The organism is Paraburkholderia sp. BL9I2N2, from assembly GCF_004339745.1.
Lineage (GTDB): Bacteria > Pseudomonadota > Gammaproteobacteria > Burkholderiales > Burkholderiaceae > Paraburkholderia.
In genome coordinates this window covers 419,239-437,197 of record NZ_SMGP01000005.1, presented here as the reverse complement: position 1 = coordinate 437,197, position 17,959 = coordinate 419,239, and the positions used below count along the sequence as shown (strand labels likewise).

Annotated in this window: 11 protein-coding genes; 1 reads left to right on the top strand and 10 read right to left on the bottom strand. The window is 64.2% G+C overall.

Going from position 1 to position 17,959, the window contains the following annotated elements:
- Positions 1-5: 5 nt before the first annotated feature.
- The 7 genes from B0G74_RS43570 to B0G74_RS43540 form a co-directional block, all read right to left on the bottom strand.
- A complete protein-coding gene (locus B0G74_RS43570) occupies positions 6-4,823 on the bottom strand; it encodes an alpha-2-macroglobulin (RefSeq protein ID WP_132383965.1) in 4,818 nt (1,605 codons plus the stop codon).
- Positions 4,820-5,476 (bottom strand): DUF1175 family protein, encoded by a 657-nt coding sequence (locus tag B0G74_RS43565; RefSeq protein ID WP_243658586.1) that lies wholly within the window; start codon positions 5,474-5,476, stop codon positions 4,820-4,822. The genes B0G74_RS43570 and B0G74_RS43565 overlap by 4 nt, the downstream gene beginning before the upstream one ends.
- 45 nt (positions 5,477-5,521) lie before the next feature.
- Complete coding sequence (locus B0G74_RS43560; RefSeq protein ID WP_132383961.1) at positions 5,522-7,306, bottom strand: DUF2138 domain-containing protein; 1,785 nt, start codon at positions 7,304-7,306, stop codon at positions 5,522-5,524.
- Between the two features lie 456 nt (positions 7,307-7,762).
- Positions 7,763-8,959 carry a PLP-dependent aminotransferase family protein gene (locus tag B0G74_RS43555; protein WP_132383959.1) on the bottom strand — a complete coding sequence of 399 codons (1,197 nt, stop codon included), beginning with the start codon at positions 8,957-8,959 and terminating at the stop codon, positions 7,763-7,765.
- 122 nt (positions 8,960-9,081) lie between these two features.
- The gene (locus B0G74_RS43550; RefSeq protein WP_132383957.1) at positions 9,082-10,254 is read right to left on the bottom strand and encodes an FAD-binding oxidoreductase; all 1,173 of its coding nucleotides are present in this window, start codon (positions 10,252-10,254) and stop codon (positions 9,082-9,084) included.
- Positions 10,255-10,383: 129 nt separating this feature from the next.
- Positions 10,384-11,883 carry an aldehyde dehydrogenase family protein gene (locus B0G74_RS43545; protein ID WP_132383955.1) on the bottom strand — a complete coding sequence of 500 codons (1,500 nt, stop codon included), beginning with the start codon at positions 11,881-11,883 and terminating at the stop codon, positions 10,384-10,386.
- A 332-nt stretch (positions 11,884-12,215) separates the two neighbouring features.
- Complete coding sequence (locus B0G74_RS43540; RefSeq protein WP_132383953.1) at positions 12,216-13,103, bottom strand: LysR family transcriptional regulator; 888 nt, start codon at positions 13,101-13,103, stop codon at positions 12,216-12,218.
- A gap of 448 nt (positions 13,104-13,551) precedes the next feature.
- On the opposite strand from B0G74_RS43540, the gene B0G74_RS43535 reads away from it, so the two are divergent.
- Positions 13,552-13,920: a response regulator gene (locus B0G74_RS43535; protein ID WP_132383951.1), complete on the top strand. Its 369-nt coding sequence runs from the start codon at positions 13,552-13,554 to the stop codon at positions 13,918-13,920.
- Positions 13,921-14,097: 177 nt separating this feature from the next.
- Here B0G74_RS43535 and B0G74_RS43530 read toward each other — a convergent pair whose 3' ends face one another.
- The 3 genes from B0G74_RS43530 to B0G74_RS43520 all read right to left on the bottom strand — a co-directional run bounded on the left by B0G74_RS43530 (position 14,098) and on the right by B0G74_RS43520 (position 17,919).
- Positions 14,098-15,477 carry an MFS transporter gene (locus tag B0G74_RS43530; protein ID WP_132383949.1) on the bottom strand — a complete coding sequence of 460 codons (1,380 nt, stop codon included), beginning with the start codon at positions 15,475-15,477 and terminating at the stop codon, positions 14,098-14,100.
- Between the two features lie 244 nt (positions 15,478-15,721).
- Positions 15,722-16,534 carry a CoA ester lyase gene (locus B0G74_RS43525; RefSeq protein WP_132383947.1) on the bottom strand — a complete coding sequence of 271 codons (813 nt, stop codon included), beginning with the start codon at positions 16,532-16,534 and terminating at the stop codon, positions 15,722-15,724.
- Positions 16,531-17,919, bottom strand: coding sequence for an MmgE/PrpD family protein (locus B0G74_RS43520; RefSeq protein ID WP_132383945.1), 1,389 nt, complete (start codon positions 17,917-17,919; stop codon positions 16,531-16,533). Before B0G74_RS43520 ends, B0G74_RS43525 begins: the two co-directional genes overlap by 4 nt.
- Between the last annotated feature and the right edge of the window lie 40 nt (positions 17,920-17,959).

Below are 17,959 nucleotides of genomic sequence, written 5' to 3'. Positions count from 1 at the left end.
CTCGCTTACTGAATGCGCAACGTCGTCACGCGATCGCTCTTGCCGCCTTCGAACGCCTTCGCGTCCGGCTGATACATGCGGAAGTAGCGCGCGGGCGGCAGCGCGAACGTGCCCGGCAACGCGAAGCGCACCAGTTGCCGCAGCGTGACCGGCCGGTCGAGCAAGGGCACGGGCTGGTGATAAGCCAGCTCGCCCATCTCATACGACGTAACGCGTTGGAACGGCTGCGGACCGCTGGCACCATCTTTCGCGCCCGGCAGACCGTCGATCGAAACGCCCCAGCTCGTCGCCTCGACATTGCCGCCCGGCGGCAGCGGCACGTCGAGCAGACCGTAGTGGTACGCGTTGCCGGAGCGCGGCGTGAGCGTGACTTCGTCAACGTACAGCGCGTTGCTGTCGATCGCGTCGCCCTGCTTCACCAGACGCGCGGTGAATGCCGAGCGGCCCAACTGGCTCTCGCCGCCTGCTGCTCCCTTCTTCGGATCGACCGCGATCTCGACCGGTTCGAGCTTGTAGAAACGGCGCTCGACGGTGATGTTAAGACGGCTGTCCTCGCTCGTATGACTGCGGAACGAAACCAGCGCGTTGACGTCGGTACGCGCGGCGCCTGCGTCGAGTGTGGTCGGCAGTCCCGCGCCGGTCCACTTGTAGAGCGGCGTGCCGGTCGGCGTCGCGGCGCGTGTCCAGCCCGCGCCTTGCAGCGACGGCAACGACGCGGCCGGCACATCGCCGCCTAGCGCCTTGCGCAACCACAACAGCGTCAACGCGCGATCGAGCGTCGGATAATCGGCGCTGCTCTTCGCGAGCAAGGCGGATGCATCGACCGCCGCGCCGCCGTCGCCGCCCGACATGACCAGCAGACTTTGCACGAGCGGCGCCGGATCGTTGCTCAACGCGGTACGCGCGGCGCTTGCCGCGGCGTCGAAGCCATCCGGCAATTGCGCGCTCGTGCTGCGCGCCATGCTGGCGATCAGCAGCGTCGCCATTTGCTTGCCGCGCGGCGAATCGGCTTGCGCGAACACGATGCTGTCCGACGCGCCATACGTGCCGCTGCGCGCGGGCGCATTCGCCGTGGCCGCCGCATCGCTCATCAGGTCTGCGGCGACGCCCGACACCGGCGTCGCAACCGGCAAGCCCATCTGCTGCATGAACCACAAAGCCAGCGCACGATGCAGCAGCGGCTCTTTCGCCCCGGCATCACGATAGACGTCCATCGCGTGCTGCCAGTTGTCGGCGGGAAGGCTGATGCCGAGGCTGCGGCTCGCGAGCCAGTCCGCGTAATACGCATAGGCCGTGATCAGCGCGCTGCCGCCGGTGGTATCGCCCCACCAGCCGAACGTGCCGCCGACGCCCGCAAGCATCGCCAGACGCTGCCGTTGGTTGCGCAGCAGCGCTTCGAGCCCTTGCGTCGAACTCGCGCTATCGTCGTAGCCACGGCCGTGGCCGATCGCATCATGCGCGAGCGCCAGCGGAATCAGACGGCTCGAGGTCTGCTCGGCGCAACCGTATGGATAGTTGATCAGATCGTCGGCGACGCGCATGAACTGGCTTTGCGCGCTGCCGATGAACCGCACGCCGACATCCTGCGCATCTTGCGGCAGATTGAGCGGCTTGTTCGAGCCGTCGAGCGCCACCGTGTTCTGATGCAGATCGAGCCACCCGCTCGCGTCGAGATGAATCGTGGTTTGCAGACGATCGACATCCTTGCCCGCGCTGCGCAGCGTCGCATTGATCACACCATCTTTCAACGCGCCGCTCGGCAGACGCAGATAGTTCGCGCCGCGCTTGAGCGTGACCTTCTGATTGAGCGACAGGCCGCCACCCTCGACCACCCACTGCGCGTCCATGTCCGCGTCGGTCTGATTGAAGGCGATCATGTCGATGGCCGGCTGATCGTTGGCGCGAAAGTGCGACGGTCCGCTCCACTTCAGATACAGCGCCTTGTCCGAACGCACGTAAGCGGTGCGTTGACCGACCATGCCGTCCGGCGCCGCCGCGCGCACCGTGATGCGCCAGCGCGCCAGCGAATCCGGCATCTTGAATGTCATGGTGGCATGGCCGTTCGCGTCGGTTTTCAGATTGCCTTGCCACGCGGCCGTGTCCTGATCGTCACGGCGCGGCCGTTCGAGCACTTTCACGCCGCGCTCGTTGTAGTTCGCGCGTTGCGGTCCACCCGGTGCGCCCTTCAGCGGCGAGCGCGCAAGGTCATAAGTGATGAACGACAGGCTCGACGAAGTCCGCACGTTATTGCGGCGCGGGTGATAGAAGAAGTCGACGATATTCGGCGCGATTTCCGGCTGCAACACGTAGACCATTTCATCGACCACGCTCACCGTCAGATTCGCCGCTTCCGGCTTACCGTTCAACGTGCTGTCGAAATTCAGCGTGACCGTGTCGCCCGGACCGTACACCGGCTTGTCGCTTTTCACGTTCAGTTCGATCTGCGGCTGCGCGACCACAATGCCTGCGTTCTGGAACACGTATTCGCCGGCGTGCACGTACAGCACCGAGAACGTCATGTTCGGCGCAAAGTCTTCGCCCACCTTGATGCGCGCTTTCCATTGCGACGGCGCCACACGCTGCAATTGCAGCCAGTCGCCGCCCGCCGTGAGCAGCGCGCGACGCTCGACGTTGTCGCGTTCGAGCGTGAGCAACGCGTCGTCGACCGGCATCGGGAAGGTGATCAGGGCTTCGGCGGTATCGCCGATCTTGTACTTGTCGCGATCGAACACGATCTCGACGCTGCCCGGAATCGCCTTCAGGCCATCGCCCGCGACCCAGTGGCTGGACGCGGCGAGCAGGTTGCCCAGGTCGTCCTTGACCGACAACATGTAGGAGCCCGGTTCGTCGAACGTCACCGGGAACGACAGCTTGCCGCCCGCGCTCGCGCCCTTCAATGCACCTTCGCCATGCGTTTGCGATTCGAGGCGCGTCCATTCCCATTTCGACGGCGCATGCGACGCCGGATCAATCGCGCCGAGCGCCTGCAGATCGAAGCTGACGGCTTCCTTCGGTTGCGAGAATGATTTGGCGGTGGTCAAACGATACGGCGTCGCGCCGCGCGCAATCAGCACTTCGCGCGTCACGCGCACCTTGTACGCCGCGCCGTCCTGCGCGAACAGCGTCAACGCATAGCGGCTCGGCTCCTTCGCGGCCGGCAGCGTGAGACTTGCGTTGCCGTCGCTATCCGTCTTCAGTTCCTGCTGTTCGAGCTTGACCGGAAAGAGTCCCGCATAACGCAGTTCGCCGTCGACGATCGTCACTTTCTGCGCGCGCAGCGTGACCGAGATCTTGCTGTCGCGCACCGGCTTGCCGTCCGGATAGCGCAACTGGATCTTGCCCTTCAGCGTCTCGCCGGTCGCGTAGTCGGCTTTGTCCATCGACAGGTTCACGTCGAAGTGCGGCTTCACATATTCGGCGACGCGAAATGCGCTGCCGTATACATCGCCGTTGTAGTCGAAGCGCAGCGTGTAGCCGCCGGCGGTGGCATCGGCGGGCAGCGTGAACGCGGTGTCCGCGCCCGTGTCCGACGCGAAATGCACCTTGCTGGTCGCCACCGGCGCGCCGTTCGGATCGAGCACGTCGAGCTTGATATCGGCCTCTGCCGGCGCCGACGATTGCGTCGCGTTCTGGAACGTGCGGCCGATGAACTTCACACGCACCGGATCACCCGGCCGGTACATGGGCCGGTCGGTCACCGCGTAGATCTTCGTGTTGTAGATCTCGCTGTCGTAGTAGAAATTCTCGGAGACGAACACGCCGCCTTGCGGATCGGTGCCGAGCACATAGCTGCGCTCGGGGCTCACGTGTTGCAGCACCAACGCGCCGTCGTTGCCGGTCGAGCCGCTTTGCAGGACGCCCACGCCGTCGGTCCAGTTCACTTCCGTATTCGCCACGGGCTTGCCGTTATCGCGCCGCGTGGTCCACACCAGCATGCCGCTCGATGCCGCTTTCACGACCGCCACCGTGTCCGACACGAACAACAGCGTGTGCGCGCGATAGTTGCCGATCACCGCCTCGACGATATACAGCCCCGGCGGCAGCTTGCCGACCGGAATCATCACGTTGCCCGAACTGGCTTCGATAAAGTTGCTGCTGCTGCCCGCGAGGTTCACGCCCTTGGGCGGTTCGATCACTTTCGCATCCCAGATCGGATAGCGGAAACGCGCGACCATGTCGTAGCCTTTGAGCGGCGCGAATTGCGAGTTCGGCTCGAATTGCGTCGGCTTGCCCGTCTGCTCGCCGAGTTTGAATTGCGGCGCCGCTTCGGTCGCCTTGCTGCGGGTCGCGAACGACAACACACGCTGCCATGCGCGGCGTGCTTCGGTAAACCAGCGGTCCCACAGATACGCGAGCGTGTTCGCCAGCCCTTCGCCCTGATAGTTCGGCGCGACATTCAAGCGATGCAGATTCTTTTGCGCCTTCAGAAAATCCAGCGGCTTCGGCACGCGATACACGACGATGTCCGCGCCGCCAAAAGCCTGCAACGCGTCCTTGAAATCGCGGCCGGGCGCTTCGAGCCGCACCTGCGCCAGTTGATCGCTGCCGAAGCTCGCGTCCGAGAGCAGGAAGAACGGCTGACCGTCGACCTTCTGCGAACTGAAGTTGCTCGACGGCGCTGTCTGCAGCGTCGGATTTCCGGCGATGTTGGCATCGGCGGCGGCGGCGCTCGCGGCGTCGTCGTCGGCATGGGCGGCCGGTGCGATGGCGAGCATCATGGCCGCGAGCAAGACCGGGAGCAATGCGGCGAACGTGCATGCCGCGCGACGGCGCACATTGCCCAACCAAGCACTCGATGGCGTGACGGAAATCATTCGGGTCATGGTGTCAAAAAGTCCAAACGAAACACGCCGACGAAATTCGGATTGCCGTCGAGCGGCTGCCAGCGGGAATCTTTCCATTGCATCAGGTCGGAAACGGCGACGGCGCGCAGACCGGTATCGGTCGGCGTGACGGTGCCTGTGTGATAAGCGATGTAGCGATCCAGCCAGATCATCAGATGCTGGTCGTCGCCCTGGTCGAAGAAAAGCAGATCACCGGGCAACGCCTGGTTCACGTCCTTCGAAACAAAACGGCTATTGCGTTGAATGAGTGCGATCGCCGATGCGTACGCGCCGGTGGAACCGTCGAGTTGGGTCCAGCGGTTGGCGATCGTGCGCTGCGACGCGGACAGTTGCAGCTCGGGCGGCATGCTGCTGGTGTCCGCGAGACTGGTCATGCCGTTGGCGCGCAGCCATTTGGTGTCGTGCGGCCTGAGCGTTTCCCCGACGGCGAAGCGCACGAGACCCGCGCAATCGCGTTGCGTCCAGCGCGGGGTCGGTCCGCGCCGCATCTGCTGGTCGACGATGCGCGCGAACCACGCGCGAAACGCCGCGGATTGTTGCGGTGAGAGTGCGTCGGGGTCAGGGGATGCGGCGGTGGTGGTGAGCGCGTGTGCGTAAGGCGCGAGGCTTGCCAGCGCGCATAGTGAAGCCATGCGCGCGAGCCATGCGCGGCGCGGGGAGACGCGAAGGCGGCGCACTCAGTCGCCCTCAGTGCCGGGCTGATCCGCGGGCGTATCGGCAGCGGTGGTATTCGCACCGGCATCGGCCTTCGCGCGATCGAACCACCACTCCACCGGCACCCAGCCCGTCGAGCCCGGCAGGTCCTGCGGCAGCGTCAGCGAAACCGGCGGGTAATGAGCGAGCGCGTGCAGCTTCGGCACCAGGTGCGTGCGCGACGCGTTGCGGAACACCGCTTCCTGATCAGCCGGCAACGCCGCGCCGGCCTCGCGTTCGATCAGCGCGGCAGCCGACGACGGCGTGAGCGTCAGAATCGTGCGCGGCAGACGTTGCGGCGCGAGCGTATCGGCGAGCGCCGGATAGCGCTTGTCGAGCACCGCGAGCGTGTCGTCGACGAGCCGGCCGTCCGGCGAGAAAATCAGATAGCCGTGCGCGAGTGCGAGCGTAACCGGGAAATAGCGTTCCGCCGACAACTGCGACGCGAACGACGCCTTGCTGCTCACCGCCGTGCCCGAACGCGCGCTAACCGGACGCTGCCACACGGTGACATCCGCGCCTTGGTCACGCATGGTGACCGGCAAGCGGCGATAGCCCGAATCGGCGCCGTCGGCTTTGGCCGCCTTCGCTTCATAGGCGCCGATCACGTTGCCGAAAGTCTTGCCGAGCGCGGTCTTCAATGCGGCGATGCCGGCCGCGTCCTGCTGCTTCACGCGCGCGACGAACACCGGCGCGACCAGCGTGGACTTGGCATACCAGCACACCGCCGCGGGACCGGTGAGCTGGTCGCCGATCGCGGCGGCGTTGTCCGCGCCGCCGTCGGTCACCTTGCCCAACAGACCCGAGGCCTCTTTCCAGTCCGCCGGCAAGCTCGTGCAGGCCGCCGCATTGGCCGGCAAAGCGCGCCACAGGTCGGCGCCGTTCCATTGCTGCGGCAACTTGCCTGGCTCGATCAGCGCCGAGGTTTGCCAGTTCGCCGCGGCGTTGCCGTGCGGCGAGAAGTCGAAGCGCAGCGCGTCGATGCCTGAGAAAAACGCCTGATAACCAAACGACAGGTAATTCGCCGACACCACCAGCCGATGGCCCTTCGGCGCATCGCCGGACGCGTCGAGCCGATAGGCATGCGCGGCGTCGTCACGGCCCGACGAAAGCATCTCGGACACGGCGTCGGCACGCTCGCTCAGCAAACCGCCCTTGCCGTCGAGCAATACGCCGGGCGCGGACAGCACCACCAGGCGGTCCTCTTTGGTGGCGAACAGCAGCGTGCGGCCGACCGCGAGTTTCAATGCATAGACCGGCACGTCGCCGGAGAGCTTCGCCACCTGGCTCAGTTGCGCATCGCTCGTGGCGAGGTTGCCCACGCCTTGCAGCAGCTTGGCGAAGCCGTTGCGATGCATCGACATCACCCAGTAGCCGAGGCGGCCGTCGGGCGAGCGCCACAGCAGCACGTGCGCGGGTTCGTCGAAGACGCGGCGGATCAGTTCGTCGCGCCAGTCGAGTTGATGTTCGAACGCGAGACGCCGCAGCGCGCCTTCGGCGGACAGCCGCGTATTGCTCGATTCGTAGTAGTCGACGAAGTCTTGCGTCAGCACGTCGTGCAATAGCGGCACGCGCAGAATGTCGCGCGGCAAACGCGAGAGCGCTTCGCTGTCGATCACCGCGTCAGGGTGATGAATATCGAGGACGACTTCGCTGTTCTCGGCGACTTTGCGATGCGCAAATGGACGCCACACCGCCTGAATGATCACGCCGGCCACGACCAGAAGACCGACTACCAGGATTGCAATCTTTTTGCGCGACATCTTCATCTGATTTCTTCTGGTTCGATGCGACGGTATTAACGCGGAGCCCGGTGGATTAAGCCAGCGGGATCAATCTCCGAAGGCAGCGATGATAACCGATATTTTTAACCGGACACCAGCGACGCTTCCTATTTAACAGTCGGACTTGCTTAAGGAGTTTGACAAAAATCGGACATGTGCCTGATTAAGCCATTAGGAAATGTGTTTGTTGGATGCGCCGATTCGGTTCGTTAAACCGGCGCAAGCCAGTGCGGCGCTTATAGACAGGAACACGCGACACATGGCCCGACGCTTTGCGCATAGGGCCCATCGGCATACATGGCATTACTCGTCCGGAGCCTTTATGCTAAATCCGCTTAATTTAGCGCGCGCGTAAAAAAACCCGGCTGCACGCTGTGTGCTCGCCGGGTTTATTTCAAGCATCGTGATTACTACTTTACGGGAGTACTGCCTTAGCCGTCGTCAAAAATTCTCGAGCGCCAGCTTCATTCTCTGCACGCCGATTTCGATATCGGCCACACCGGGCGCGGCAAATGACAAGCGCAATGCCGACGAATCGATATTGTCTTTATAGAACGCGACGCCCGGCACAAACATGACATTACGCTCGATACAAGCGCGCAGATAATCGGACGCATTCTGACCGGCCTTCAATCGCGCCCACACGAACATGCCGCCCGCAGGACGATGAAACGCGATCTGTTCCGCCAGTTGCGCGTCGAGCGCATCGCACAGCGTGCGGCATTTCACGGCGTAGGCGTCGACGATGCGCGGCAAATGACGCTCCAGCGCACCGCTCGCGAGGTACTCCGCGGCGATCGCCTGGGTCCACGGCGAACTGCACAGATCGACGGTCTGCTTGGCGACGACGCAGCGCCGAAGAATCTCCGCGTGCGCGAGCATCCAGCCGACACGCAAACCCGGCGCGACGATCTTCGACAGACTGGAAAAATGCACGACCCAATCGCGCGAACCTGGCACCTGCTCGCTCAGGGCGAGCAGCGAAGGCAACGCTGTGCCGCTAAAGCGCAGATCGCCGTAGGGATCATCCTCGACGATCAGAAAGCGGTGACGTGCCGCCAGTTTCAGCAAAGCCGTGCGGCGTTCAAGAGACAAAGTCGCGCCGGTCGGATTGGCGAAGGTGGGCACCGTGTACAACAGCTTCGGTGCGCGGCGCAGTGTGCCGGCTTCGAGAAGCGCGGCGAGCGCGTCGACATCGAGGCCGTCCTGATCGACGGGGATGGTGACGACGTCGGCCTCTTGCAGCTTGAGCGCCTGCAAGGTCGCGGGATAAGCCGGCTGCTCGACCAGCACGACGTCGCCGGGCGCGACCATCACGCGCAGCAGCAGATCGAAGCCTTGCTGCGAACCGGTCGTCACCAGCAATTCCTGCGGCGTGCACGACACGCCACGGCGCGCCATCAGCTGCGCGAGTTGTTCCTTGAGAACGAGGAGGCCGTCGGTGGGACCGTATTGCAGGCAGAGCGTGGTGTGTTGCGACGCGCGTGCCGCAGCGGCGTCAAGCCCTTCACGATCGAACAGATCGCTCGCCGGATAACCGCCGGCAAACGAGATCATGCCGGGTTGCGCCAGATACTTGAAAAGCTCGCGGATCGGCGAACCGGTCGGCGCTTCGAATGCGGGATTGAACGTGAACATGGTGACGGGCCGCTTGTTTCGAGAGGGAAGATCGGCGTCGATTGTGGTCGTCGTCAGGATGGGCGGCAAACGATATCTACGCACTACGTATTGCGTTTTCCGCATGACCCCGGCGCGCGCGGCTACACCACGTTCTTCTCCACGATGGGCCGGTTTTCAAGCACGCGCGTGAAGCTCAACGAACCCAGATCGAGTGTGGCGTAGCGGCCATGCAGAATCAGTTCGCTGATGCCGCGCCCCGTTGCCGGGCCTTGCTGCAAACCGTGTCCGCTAAAACCGTTGGCGAAAATGCAGTTATCGACATCCGGGTGATAGCCGATGATCGCGTTCTGATCCAGCACGTTGTATTCGTAATAGCCGGACCAGCAGTTCTGCACACGCAGCGCCTCGAATTGCGGCACACGATGCGCGAGCGTCGGCCAGATCACCTCGTCGAAGAGAGCATGATCGACCTCGTCGAGTGGCAGATCGTCAGGGTCGTTATCCGCTGACGGCGACGTGCCGCAGATAAACGATTTGCCTTCAGGACGGAAATACACGCCGCTCGGATCGATCAGCAACGGACACCGTTCGAGCTGCCCCGGCGACGTGACGTTGAAAATACTGCGGCGCCGCGCGTAGACGGGGATGTCGATGCCGACCATTTGCGCGACTTTGCGCGACCACGCGCCGGCGGCATTGACCACCACATCGCAAGCATAGGTCTCGCCGTTCGCGGTCTGCACTTGCGTGACGCGTTTGCCATCGCGGCGGATGGCGGTGACGTCGGCGGCAACGTAGCGGGCACCGAGTGACTGCGCCTTCTTGCGCAGCGCCTGCACGAGTCCGTAGCCGTCGAACCAGCCCTCACCACTTTCACCGTATGCGCCGGCCACGAGGTCTTCCGTGTTGAGCCAGGGAAAGCGCGCTTGCAACGCGTGGCTGTCGAGCAGACTGATATCGGCGCCGAGACTCGTTTGCAGCGCGTGGTTCTCGCGCAGCGTCGTCTCGCCGGCGGGCGTCGCGAGGAATAGATAGCCGCCTTCGTGCAGATCGATCGACGGCTTGGCGCCGTCGACCTCGAGCCGTTCGCCGATCGAGCGCAGAAACTCGATGCCGAACAACGACATCTGAATGGACAGCGGTGTGGAGAATTGCTGGCGAATCGACGCCGCCGACAATGCCGACGACGAGCGCGCATAAGTCGGATCGCGTTCGATCACCGTGACGCTGACTGTCGGATCGGACAGCCGCAAGAAATACGCAATCGAGCTGCCGATCACCCCACCGCCGACGATCACGACTTTGGAACTCACGTCTTACTCCACGAGTAGCGTGGCCGCTCGTAAACGCCGGCGGCGCAAACGGATTGCTGAAGAAGGTTGTGTAAAGCCGCAGCGGCGCAAGAATGCGCCGCTGCTTTTTGGCCGCTGGAGCGAACGGTATCAGCCGATATTGAAGTCGATACCCTGCGCGAGCGGCAGCGCCGACGAATAGTTCACCGTGTTGGTGGCACGGCGCATATAGGCCTTCCACGCATCCGAACCCGACTCGCGGCCGCCGCCGGTTTCCTTCTCGCCGCCGAACGCGCCGCCGATTTCCGCGCCGCTCGGTCCGATGTTGACGTTCGCGATGCCGCAGTCGCTGCCCGAGTCGGACAGGAAGCGCTCCGCTTCGCGCAGATCGGTCGTGAACACGCATGACGACAGACCGTGCACCGCCGCGTTGTTCGCCTCGACTGCGTCGGCGAAATCGGTGTAGCGCAACACGTACAGAATCGGCGCGAAGGTTTCCTTCAGCACCACCGACGTTTGCGACGGCATTTCGACGATCGCCGGACGCACGTAGTAGCCGTTTTCATAGCCCTTCACGTCGACGCGTTCGCCGCCGAACACTTTGCCGCCTTCGGCCGTGGCCTGTTGCAGCGCTTCCTGCATGCGGCCATACGATTGCTTGTCGATCAGCGGACCCATCAGCGTGCCCTTTTCGAGCGGATTGCCGATTGGCACCTTGCTGTACAACTGCTTCAGACGCTCGATGGTTTTGTCGTACACGCTCTCATGCACGAACAGACGGCGCAGCGACGTGCAACGCTGGCCCGCCGTGCCCACTGCCGAAAACAGAATGCCGCGCATGGCGAGTTCGTGATCCGCGGTTTGCGTGACGATGCCCGCGTTGTTGCCGCCGAGTTCGAGCAGCGAGCGGCCGAAGCGCTTCGCCACTTCCACGCCGACCGTGCGGCCCATTTCCGTGCTGCCCGTCGCGCTGACGATCGACGCGCGCGGATCGGCCACCAGCTTCGCGCCTACATCGCGGCCGCCGTTGATCAAGGCGGTGAGGCCGGCTGGCGCGTCGCCGAACTCTTGCAGCGCTTCGCTGAGAATCTGATTGACGGCGAGCGCGGTGAGCGGCGTCTTTTCCGACGGCTTCCAGATCACCGCATTGCCGCAGACCAGCGCGAGCGCCGCATTCCACGACCACACCGCGGCCGGAAAATTGAATGCCGAGATCACGACGCAGGTGCCCATGGGATGCCACGTCTCCGCCATGCGATGCCCCGGACGCTCCGAGGCGATCGTCAGACCGTACAACTGACGCGACAGACCGACCGCGAAATCGCAGATGTCGATCATTTCCTGCACTTCGCCCAAGCCTTCCTGAAGAATCTTGCCGGTCTCGAGCGTGATGATGCTACCGAGCGCCTGCTTTTTCTCGCGCAGACGATTGCCGAGCAAACGCACCAGTTCGCCGCGCCGCGGCGCGGGGACGTTGCGCCAGGCGGTGTACGCCTCTTTCGCCTGGGCGAGGGCCGTGTCGACTTCCGCCACCGTATTGCTGGCCACGCGGCCAATGAGGTCACCGGTGATGGGCGAGTGAACCGCGATGTCGCCGGCTTGCGCCGCGTGGGCGATGCCGAGGTCGGCGAGGATGGTGGAAGCGTCCATGAGAATCCCTTTAATTTCCGATGCGAAACAAGAGTAAGTTCGGAAACTATACACGCGGGTTTTTGCGGCGGCAAGGGTATTTGCCCGGAGCCGGTCGGCGGAAAGCTCGGGAAGGCTTGCTCTGCATGGACTGGCTAGCACGTCGAGCCCACCGCGCCGTACGTTGCCGGCACCGGCACGAACCGCGCGCCAGCACGCCAGCCCTGCCGCGCTCGTTTCTTATTGGAAATACGAGGCCTCTGACTTCGACGCGTTCGCACGGGCCGCGCTGGCGGCGCCTTGGCGCAACCGGGCCGACAACGCGCAGGAGTGAACGTCAACGGACGTCGGCCTCAAACGCCCGCCATCAGCCTGTCGACCAGCACACGCGCGAACGGCGGCAGGTCCTTGAGGCTGCGCACGCAGATCTTGAGCTTGCGCTCCGCCCACGGGTCGTTCAGTCCGACCGTGGCGATCTGCATCGTCTTCTTGTGCCTTAGCGCGACCGATTCCGGCACGATGCCGATGCCCACGCCCGCTTCGATCATCCGGCAAGCGGCTTCGAAATTGCCGACCTGAATGCGCAGTTTCAGCCGCGCGCCGAGCGCATCGGCGGCACTGGTGATGAACGCGTGGATCGCGCTCGACGTCGGCAAGCTGACGAAATTGGCCGTGAGCACTTGCGCGAAGTCGACCGACGCCAGACGTGCCAAAGGATGATCGCGCGACGTGACCAGCACGAGCCGGTCGTCGCGATACGGCAGCATTTCCAGATGCTCCGCATGCACATTGCCCGCGACGATGCCGATATCCGTCGCGCTGTCCGCCACGCCTTTGACGATTTCGCCGCTCAACACTTCGCGCAGGTCGATGTTGACGTCCGGATGATCGCGCAAAAAATGGCTCAGCACGGCCGGCATGAACTCGCTGATCGCGGTGGTGTTCGCCCAGATGCGCACGTGTCCCTTGATGCCTTCGCCGTACTCCTGCATGTCGCCGGCCAGATGCTCGACCCGTTCGAGCACGAGCCGCGCGTGATGCACGAAGGCTTCGCCCGCGGGCGTCAGCGTCACGCCCTGGCTGGTGCGATAGAGCAGCTTGAAACCCAGTTGTTCCTCGAGATTCTTGACCCGGTTGCTTGCCGCCGGCGCCGACAGATGCGAGCGCTCCGCCGCGCGCGCCAGGTTCTGCGTGTCGGCGATATTGAGGAGCAAGCGCAAGTCCACGAAATCGAAATGCATGATGAAGGCCTGGGTTGAAGCGCCGCTGGGCGCTCGCAAGACAAAGGCCAATCTTAACCGGGCGTGAAGGAAGCGCTAAACCGTTTCGGCAGAGCCGCCGGTCTCGCCCGCAACTTCATGCATTAGACGCAGCGATACAGGTAAGCGTTGAACCGCTTACCGCTCGCGCTCCGACCATCATGCCCGGATCGGCGCGCGCGACCTTATCGATTCCCTGCAATGCGCTCTCGTGCCCCCTCCGCGCTGTGTTGAACGGATTCTGGCCGGCGCATTCTGACTCCCCGTAAGCCACGGTTACGCGCCGCCGCATATCTCCAGGCACAGCACTTGCTTTAACCTGCGGCTCGACAGGACAACAACACATGGCAATTTAGCCCACGTCCCTGTCACGGCCGGCGCCACGAATACCCGAGGCCCAGTCCAACCGAATATTTCAGGCATAAGCAATATGAGTCGCGTATTACTGGTCGACGACCAACCCGAGGCATTGTCCGCGCTGCGCGCCGTGCTGGTCGGCCGCGGTTACACGGTCGCCACGGCGGCGGACGGCGCCGAAGCTTTTGAACGACTGCAACGCACGCGCGTGAGCGCCGTGGTGTGTGACTGGCGCATGCCCAACATGGACGGCGCCGAACTGATCGAATCGATGCAGGCCCGCAGTGAACTGGCGTCCGTACCCGTCATTCTGACGAGCGGCAGCGGCGAAGCGCCTGCCTTACCCGTCAAAGGCTTTCTCAGGAAACCGTTCGCGCTGGACAAGCTGCTTTCGTTGCTGGCCGAATGCGAAAGCGATGCGGCGGCACCGGCCGTCTGCTGAACGCTTTACGTCCGCGGCGCAAACGTCGTCGATACACGCGCCAGCCAGAATCGCGCACAAAAGCGGGGCACGCGCTGGTCCGCGAGCGCAGTGGTGCGGCATCGAGGTGCTGTTCCTTTGGAGCGCGATCGCGTCTGAAAGAGCGAATCGACGGACCGCGCTCATGCGCTCAATTGCCTATACCGACTTCTCGAACAACTCTCCGGCTGGCGTCAGATCGGCATCGGGCGAGATGTCCTCGAGCGTCTGCTGACTCGTCTCGATCCGCAGCGCGAGGATCGCCACGCTCAGCAACAGCAGCACCCCGCCGACCATAGTCAGCACGCCGGTCACGCCGAAGTGCGTGTACAACAACAGCGCCACATATGGCGTGGACATGGACGCGGCGCGTCCGCATGTGCCGGCAACACCCGTTCCCCGCAGCCGATGCGCAGTCGGAAACAACTCCGGGATGTAGCCGAACAGTCCCAGCGTGCAGACCGTATAGATCGCCGTCACCAGCGCGAACCCAACCACGGAAATCGCCGCCGGCGTCCGCATCTGCACGTACACGAAGCCGAGCGCGATCGTCACGAGCGAGAACAGCACGATGCCGTTGCGCCGGCCGATCCGATCCGTGACCAGATACCCGACCACCGCGCCGGCCGGCGCGCCGAACGACATCAACAGCACGAATCCCAGCGACTGCACGATCGTCAGCCCTTCCTTGACGAAGAACGTCGGCAACCACGCGACGAACCCATACAGCGACATGTTGATCGCCATGCAGGTCAGCGCCGCCACCAGTGTGCGGCCGATCATGCCGCGCGCGAACAGCGCCGAGAACGGCGCGGCCGGCACCTCATGACTCATCACGCGCGCCACCGGCGGCAACTTGCCGACACGCGCTTCGACTTGCCGCTCGATCGCCGACACCGTCGCCTCGGCCTCGTCGAGCCGTCCGACCGTCTCCAGCCAGCGCGGCGATTCCGGCATCCGATGCCGCAGAAACCACACGACGAGCGCACCGATCCCGGCAATCGCAAACATGTAGCGCCAGCCCAGATGCGGGATCACCCAATAGCCGATCGCCGTCGCGCCGAGCAGGCCGGAATTGATGATCAACGCGAGCAGCGAAGTCCAGCGTCCGCGCGTGGCCGGCGGCACGAATTCGCATAACGTCCCGGCCGCCACCACCAGTTCCGCGCCGAGCCCCACGCCCATGATGAAACGCAGCAGAATCAGCCAGTAGATATTCGGAGCAAAACATGCGGCAATCGACGCGAGGCCGAAAATCGCCAGGTTCGCCTGATACGAATAACGCCGGCCGAACCGGTCGCCGAGATAACCGGACAGACCCGCGCCGATCATCATGCCCATGAAGGTCGCGGAGATGAAAAACGAACCGAGCCTTAGATCGGTGAAGCCGCTCTTGACCATCGCGGCTAACGCGCCGTTGGCCAGATAGATATCGAATGCGTCGAGGAAAGCGCCCGCGCCGATCAGGCCGAGAATATTCCAGTGGAAACGGGTGATGGGCAGGCGGTCGAGCCGCGCGCCGGAATTGACGGTTGCCAAATTGTGTCTCCTCGTGGTCCGTGCGCGGCTGGACCGCGCACGCAAAACAGTTATGCATGGCTGTCTTTATATGGCGACGGCTCTATGCATGGTCTTGGGTAACGCGGCGCGAATGCGCCCCTCCGCGTGACGTCAAGATTGCGTCACGCCGCTTCTTCAGGGAATTGGCATTATTGGAAGCCGATGTTTCGTCGCGGTTAATGACCAGGCCGCGCCTATGCGCCGGCGATTCGCTGGCCTCGGCCTATGCGCCCGCCAGGATCCTTCGCGCCTTCAGAATCACCGGCATATCGACCATCTTGCCGTCCACCGCCACCGCCGCGCCGTGACTTGTTTCCACCGCGGCCAGCACACGTTGCGCCCAGGCCTTGTCCGCTTCGCTCCACGCATAGGCGCGATGCACCGCATCGATCTGCTTCGGATGAATGCACAGCTTGCCGCCGAAGCCGAAGCGGCGCCCGCGGCGAGCGTCGGCTTCGATACTGTCGGTGTCGCTGATGGTGGTCGATACGCCGTCCACCGGCGCGCCGATCCCGGCAAGCCGCGAGGCCAGCACGATCTGCGAGCGGAACAGATGCAGTTCCTCGCCGTCGCCGTCGATACCGAGATCGATCTGAAAATCCAGTGTACCGAACACGATGCGCTGTACGCGCGGCGCGGCGCACAACACCGCGAGGCTCGCAAATCCGCGCGCCGTTTCGACGATCGGCAACACGCTCAGTGCGGAATGCGCCGTCGCCAGCACTGCGTCGATCTGTTCACGCGTCTCCGCTTTAGGCAGCACGATCCCGGCGACCCCCGGTTGCCCGGCGAGCGCGGCGACATCCTCGTCGAACCACGACGTGTCCGAGCCGTTGATGCGCACCCATGCGGGCCGCGATGCATCGCCCGATACAGCGGCCAGCACCGCCGCGCGCGCCGCCGGTTTTTCATCGGGCTGCACGGCATCTTCGAGATCGAGAATCACTGCGTCCGCGCCGGCCGCGTGCGCTTTTTCGAAGCGCTCAGGGCGATTGCCCGGCACGAACAGATAGGAGCGCGGCAGCGCGACGCTCATGCGGCCACCGTCGCGTTGGACTCTGCTTCGAAGACCGACCCAACCTGCGTTTGCCCCGCGATTTGCCACGCGTTGCCGAGCAATCGCGCGGCCTCGCCTTCGGTGGCCGCGCCCGCAAACGCCGCCAGTCGATGCAGCTTGGTGGCGATCTCATCGCGTGACAGCGTATTGCCTGGGTCGCCTTTCGGTTCGTCGACGCGGCCCGTGAACGTGCGGCCGTCCGTGGTCGTGACCGTCACCTTGCCGATCCAGCGCGCGGGATAGGCGGCATCGACTTCGGCGTCGAAGGCCATCTCGACGTTGTCGCGGAAGGCGGCGATCGCGTCCGCGTCGAAACCCTGCTCGAATTCGGTCACGCCCGCATAACCGTGATGCGCCACGAGTCCCAGCACCGTGCCCATGTTGAACTTCGCCTGATGCACCGTGCGCGGCGTGACGACCGCGCCGAGCACGTCGATCGCGCCTTGATGGACGTGCGCCACGACCTTTGCGATATCACGCGGTGCGAGACGGTGTTCCTGCACCACGGCGAGCAACGCGTCGGCCGCGGGATGTGTATGACGGCACGCCGCGTGATACTTGAACGATGTCTCCGCCGTCGCCCACCGGCTACCCAGGCGGTCGACGAGGCGCGCCGGATCCGCGTCGCTCGACATGCCCGCCGCCATGCCTTGCGCGCCTTCGAGAATGTGCGTCGCGCCCTTGAAACCGTCGGCCGCGAGTTGCGCGGCCATCAGTCCGTTGGCCGCGGCCATGGCCGTGTGCAGTTGCTTCGAGTCGGCGGCGTCGCGCAGAAACTCCCACAGGCCGCTTGCCTGCGTGCCCGCCGAGCCGAACGCGTCGAGCATCTGCACCGGCGACAAACCGAGCAGCCGTCCCGCCGTGGCGGCCGCCGCCAGCGTGCCGGCCGTGCCAGTAGTGTGAAACACCTTGTAGTGCGAGCGACCCAGAAACTCGCCGATGCGGATGCCGACTTCGTAGCCCGCGACCGCCGCCGCGATCAAATCGCGGCCCGACTTGCGATGCGCTTGCGCCAGCGCGAGCGCCACCGGAAACACGACCGTCGCGGGATGAAACACCGAGCCGTTGTGCACGTCGTCCTGTTCGGCGAAGTGCGACGCCGCGCCGTTGATCATCGCCGCGAAATACGGCGTGGTGCGGCTGCGGTCGATCAACACTTCGCTCGGGCCGTCGTTCGACGCGCCGCCGGCCTGGCGCGCAAACCGCGCGATCGTCTCGACCGGCCGCGCGCCCTTGCCGGCCAACGCCGAACCGAGCCAGTCGACGTAGAGGTTGACGGTGCGCTCGACCACTGCGCGCGGGATGCTGTCGAAGTCGAGTTGAGCGGCGAAGGTGGCAAGCGTCAGACTGGGATGGTCGTTCATGATGAGGTCGCGTCGTATTCGTTCAGGTCGCCGGCGTGGC